The organism is Metasolibacillus meyeri (assembly GCF_003049505.1).
Lineage (GTDB): Bacteria > Bacillota > Bacilli > Bacillales_A > Planococcaceae > Metasolibacillus > Metasolibacillus meyeri.
The window spans coordinates 1-4,629 of the sequence record NZ_PYWN01000103.1 but is presented as its reverse complement, the minus strand read 5'-3'; the positions used below and the strand labels follow the sequence as shown (position 1 = coordinate 4,629).

The following is a 4,629-nucleotide window of genomic DNA, read 5'->3' as shown; positions in this document are numbered from 1 at the left end:
GCTAGTTCATGGGCAAATCAGGACTTTCCTCCTGCACCATAGTGGAAATTTGTTCAGGAATCTCATAATAAGTATGGCGTCCCTGTTTTATAATTGGCAAAAACTTGAGTAAACGTATGGCTGCATACCTTGAGGAAATGCCACAAAGTGTACAGAACTCTTTATTTGTGATTTTTGAATCTACTAATAAACGAAAATCATGCAATGCCTGAAAATATGCAAATTTATCTTGATGATGACAGTTTAAGCAAACGAACTTTCCTTGTATAAAATGCATTTTAGAAGTACATTTTGAACAAAACACACCACTCTTTAAGTGTGCTAACGTAAAAGAGAATGGTTTTAGCGGTAGGGACTGCAATGCGATAAGTTGCTCATAAAATACATCAATATCAAGCGTGGGCTCAGCGTGTTGTTTTAAGCTCTTTTCTATAAAGCTATAAATATAATCTGAATGAAAAATGGGAGTATGAGGGCTTCGACTGCCGATAATTGCGCGGCGATTTGCGATGACAACCGCACCAACTATAGGAATTTGTGGGAAAAGAGAAGAAAGAAAGCGGGTATGGCGTGTTAGCTGTTCAACAGGATTTGGAAAGCGCTCAATTATACTATCAGAGCGAGTGCGTAATAGTTGTGATGCTTCAACATCAAAATCCAATTGTCCCGTCATATTTTTCACTTCTAAACAAATAATTAAAGATGAAAGAATGATGACAAAGTCAATCTCATGTTTGTGTGATGCGGCATCGACTGTGCAAAAATTGCGTAATATTCGATGTGGTATCGCAAGCTCCTGCAAAAAATAAAAAACCTCGTTCTCACCCGCAATACCAGCAGTAGCTAACGCATACTGCTCAACAAAATAATTGTAATCAGGATGGTATGGATCAACTCTTCTTATAATGACTTCAAGCTGTTTATATTTCAATCAATTTCACCTCTTTGAATTAATAATAATCGAGAAAAAGAATGAATGGAAACCATTTAATAAAAAGAGTTGAAACTTTTATTTTGCTACATAAAAATATAGAGTATAGCTGTTAATAGTGCTATGCCTACTATTATAATAAAAATCTTTTAGCAAACTGTATTCCTAAGAGGTTTTATTCAGTGTGAATTGTGTGAAAACAAAGCTTTTTCTTGTATGGAAAGCAAATATTTTCTGTACAAAAGCGGAGTAGCAGGCTTTAAAACATAAGGTAAAACTAAAATGTTTAAGTTGAGCATCAATAGCCTGCAAAAATCTGATTGAGACCAATATGACGTGAAGCGTTTAGCTTGTGTTCCTTTATGACCAATCAGAAGCTTCGATTACATACTATGACCACGTTTCATCCAGCTTATCTGCGTAAAATTGGATGGCTCTTTTATATTTTTGTACATGTACATCAGTTGAGCTATTGCTGATACAGTTTAACAGTAGTTCCATTGCTGTTTGATGGTCGTTTAAATTGTATAAAGTCATTGCATAAAATACTTGAAGCGCTTGATTTTTAGGGAATAATTGAATTGCTTTGCATAAAATTTCTTGTGATTGCTCATATTTGCCGAGCGTTCTAAATGTGCTACCAAGCCCTAAGTAAGCATTTGCCATATCCTCATCGTTTAGGTCACCTTGAATTGCTTTTTCATAGTGAGAAACGGCTTTAGCTTCTTCGCCGAGAACATCAAAGCTCCATGCGCATTGATAATGTAAATAGGCATCATTAGGGTAATGCTCAACTAGCTGTAATAATTGTTCATTTGATTCTATTAATTTGTTTTCTTTCCGAAGTTCTAGGGCAAAATGTAATTGTTGTGTTTTATTCATGTAGCCTACCTCCTATTTAAAAATTATTATAAATGAAAAATTTTTTTACATAAAGTGTTGACCTTGACGTTGCGTCAACATTTATAGTAAGCGTAGAGGTGATGAACAGATGAAAATTAATGAACTAGCTAAAATATCGGGTGTAAGCACACGTACGCTGCGTTATTATGATGAAATAGGATTGCTGTCTCCTGCGATGAAAAATGATGCCGGCTATCGAATTTATTCGCAAAAGGAAATTGATTTATTGCAGCAGATTTTATTTTATCGAGCACTTGATATGAAATTGGAGCAAATTAAAGACATCATTCATGCACCTAATTTTCATGTGATGAATGCGTTAGAAAGTCACCGTCAGCATTTGTTAGAAAAAAATGCAATGATTCAGCAGTTACTACAGACGGTGGATCATACAATCGAAGCATTACAGGAGGGAATCATTATGTCAAATGAAGAGAAATTCAAAGGCTTTAAGGAACAATTAATTCAAGAAAACGAAGGAAAGTATGGTGAGGAAATTCGTGCACGCTATGGTGATGAAACGGTTGATGCATCAAATGCGAAGCTGCTAGGCTTGACGGAGCAGCAGTTTGAGGAAATGGGGCAGTTGGAGCAAAGCTTATTTGCGCGATTGCATGAGGCAATGGCGGATGGGAATCCATCCTCGGAGTTAGGCAATGAAGTAGCTGAACTGCATAAGCGTTGGTTAATGTTTTCTTGGAAGGATTATTCGAAGGAGGCACATGCTGGGTTAGCGGCAATGTATGTTGCTGATGAGCGTTTTACGGCGTATTATGATGAACGTGTAACAGTTGGTGCATCGCAGTTTTTACATGACTGCATCGTGGTCTATGCAACGAAATAATATTGTTGAATTGTGTGGAAATTGTGTGTGTGCCTGACACCTAAAATGTTTTAACTTGCCTTTTCTGCATGGACGTATTAAAATGGTGGTAAGTTAATAACTGGTATGAGCGATTGAGAGACCGTTAAGAACATATATGCATTACGTGTATATGCTTTTAATGGTCTCTTTTTTCGTACATGGAGGAGGAAAATACTATGAGTTCAGCTTCATCATTACAACGCAAACAAACAATTCAAGAGTTGCAAAGCAAGGAATATGATTTATTAGTGGTTGGTGGCGGTATTACAGGATGCGGTATCGCACTAGATGCAAGTGCTCGTGGATTATCTGTTGCCTTAGTAGAAATGCAGGATTTTGCAGCAGGAACGTCGAGTCGTTCAACAAAATTGGTACATGGTGGTTTACGTTATTTAAAGCAGTTTGAAATAAAGGAAGTAGCAGAGTTAGGAAAGGAGCGCGCAATCGTTTATGAAAATGGTCCGCATGTAACAACGCCTGTTTGGATGCTGTTACCATTTCATAAAGGTGGTACATTTGGCAAATTATCAACGAATGTCGGTTTGCGTGTTTATGATTTTTTAGCAGGTGTTAAACGTTCTGAGCGACGTTATATGTTAAATGCGATTCAAACACGTGGCAAAGAGCCTTTAGTGAAAACACAGGGCTTACTTGGTGGAGGTGTTTATGTAGAATATCGCACAGACGATGCACGATTAACAATTGAAGTAGCGAAGGCAGCTATTACAAAAGGGGCAACATTGCTTAATTATGCAAAGGCAAGTCAATTTGTCTATGATGATAGCCAAAAAATTAACGGTATCGTCGCACAGGATTTAGTCGCTGATGAAAGCTTTACGATTCGCGCAAAAACGGTTATTAATGCGGCGGGTCCATGGGTGGATGAAGTACGAAAAATCGAAGGACAGCAGCAAGGCAAACATTTAATTTTATCAAAAGGTGTGCATATCGTTTTTGATGAATCAAAATTCCCATTGCGTCAAGCGGTTTATTTTGATACGCCAGATGGCCGCATGGTATTTGCGATTCCACGTGATGGTAAAACATATGTAGGCACGACGGATACATTTTATAAAGGCGATCCACGTGACATGGATATTGAACAGAGTGATCGCGATTATTTAATGGATGCCATTCATTATATGTTCCCAAAAGTGCAAGTCACAGATACTGATATTGAATCAAGCTGGGCTGGTGTGCGTCCATTAATTCATGAGGATGGCAAAAATCCATCCGAAATTTCAAGAAAAGATGAGGTATGGACATCGCCAGGAGGACTTGTTACAATAGCAGGCGGAAAACTAACAGGCTATCGTAAAATGGCGGAAACTGTCCTTGATATGGTTATAAAAGATTTAGCGCCAAAATTAAATAAACCGATTGCGTCGTGTGATACAAAAAAAATTGCTATTTCTGGTGGAGACATTGGTGGCTCACGCAATTTAAAGGCATTTCTTTATAAGCAGACGAAAAAAGGTGTTGAGCTTGGTTTGACGGAGCAGCAGGCAACGTATATGGCACAGCACTATGGTAGCAATGCTGATACGGTGCTAGCTCTTATGCAAATGAATGATACAGCGCTACCAGCATGGTTATATGCACAGCTACGATATAGCATCGAGCATGAGATGGTGACACATCCGAACGACTTTATGATTCGCCGTACAGGCTACATGTTCTTTAATATTGCACTTGTTCAGCAATATAAAGCAGAAATATTAAAGGAAATGGCGAAGCAGCTTAGCTGGACAGAGGAACAGCATAAAGAGTACGAAGTGGAGCTAGAGCAAGAAATCACAAGAGCGACAACGGCGAAATAATAGGATACAGTGACTATCATAAAGTGAACCTTCAATCAGTGGGGGTTTTCCTCATCCCCCCACTGATTGGTGATAAAGGAACACAAGCTAAACACTTCACATCCTGTGAA

4 protein-coding genes are annotated in these 4,629 nt (G+C 38.2%); 2 read left to right on the top strand and 2 right to left on the bottom strand.

The window, feature by feature from the left end:
* Position 1 precedes the first annotated feature (1 nt).
* On the bottom strand, positions 2-931 hold the full coding sequence (locus tag C9J34_RS15145) for a nuclease-related domain-containing protein (protein ID WP_107841018.1): 930 nt from the start codon (positions 929-931) through the stop codon (positions 2-4).
* A gap of 390 nt (positions 932-1,321) precedes the next feature.
* On the bottom strand, positions 1,322-1,813 hold the full coding sequence (locus C9J34_RS15140; protein WP_107841017.1) for a tetratricopeptide repeat protein: 492 nt from the start codon (positions 1,811-1,813) through the stop codon (positions 1,322-1,324).
* A gap of 109 nt (positions 1,814-1,922) precedes the next feature.
* Between C9J34_RS15140 and C9J34_RS15135 the strand changes: the two genes are divergently transcribed.
* Together C9J34_RS15135 and C9J34_RS15130 are read left to right on the top strand one after the other, a co-directional pair.
* A complete protein-coding gene (locus C9J34_RS15135; RefSeq protein WP_107841016.1) occupies positions 1,923-2,678 on the top strand; it encodes a MerR family transcriptional regulator in 756 nt (251 codons plus the stop codon).
* 197 nt (positions 2,679-2,875) lie between these two features.
* Positions 2,876-4,519, top strand: coding sequence for a glycerol-3-phosphate dehydrogenase/oxidase (locus C9J34_RS15130; protein WP_107841015.1), 1,644 nt, complete (start codon positions 2,876-2,878; stop codon positions 4,517-4,519).
* Positions 4,520-4,629: the final 110 nt, after the last annotated feature.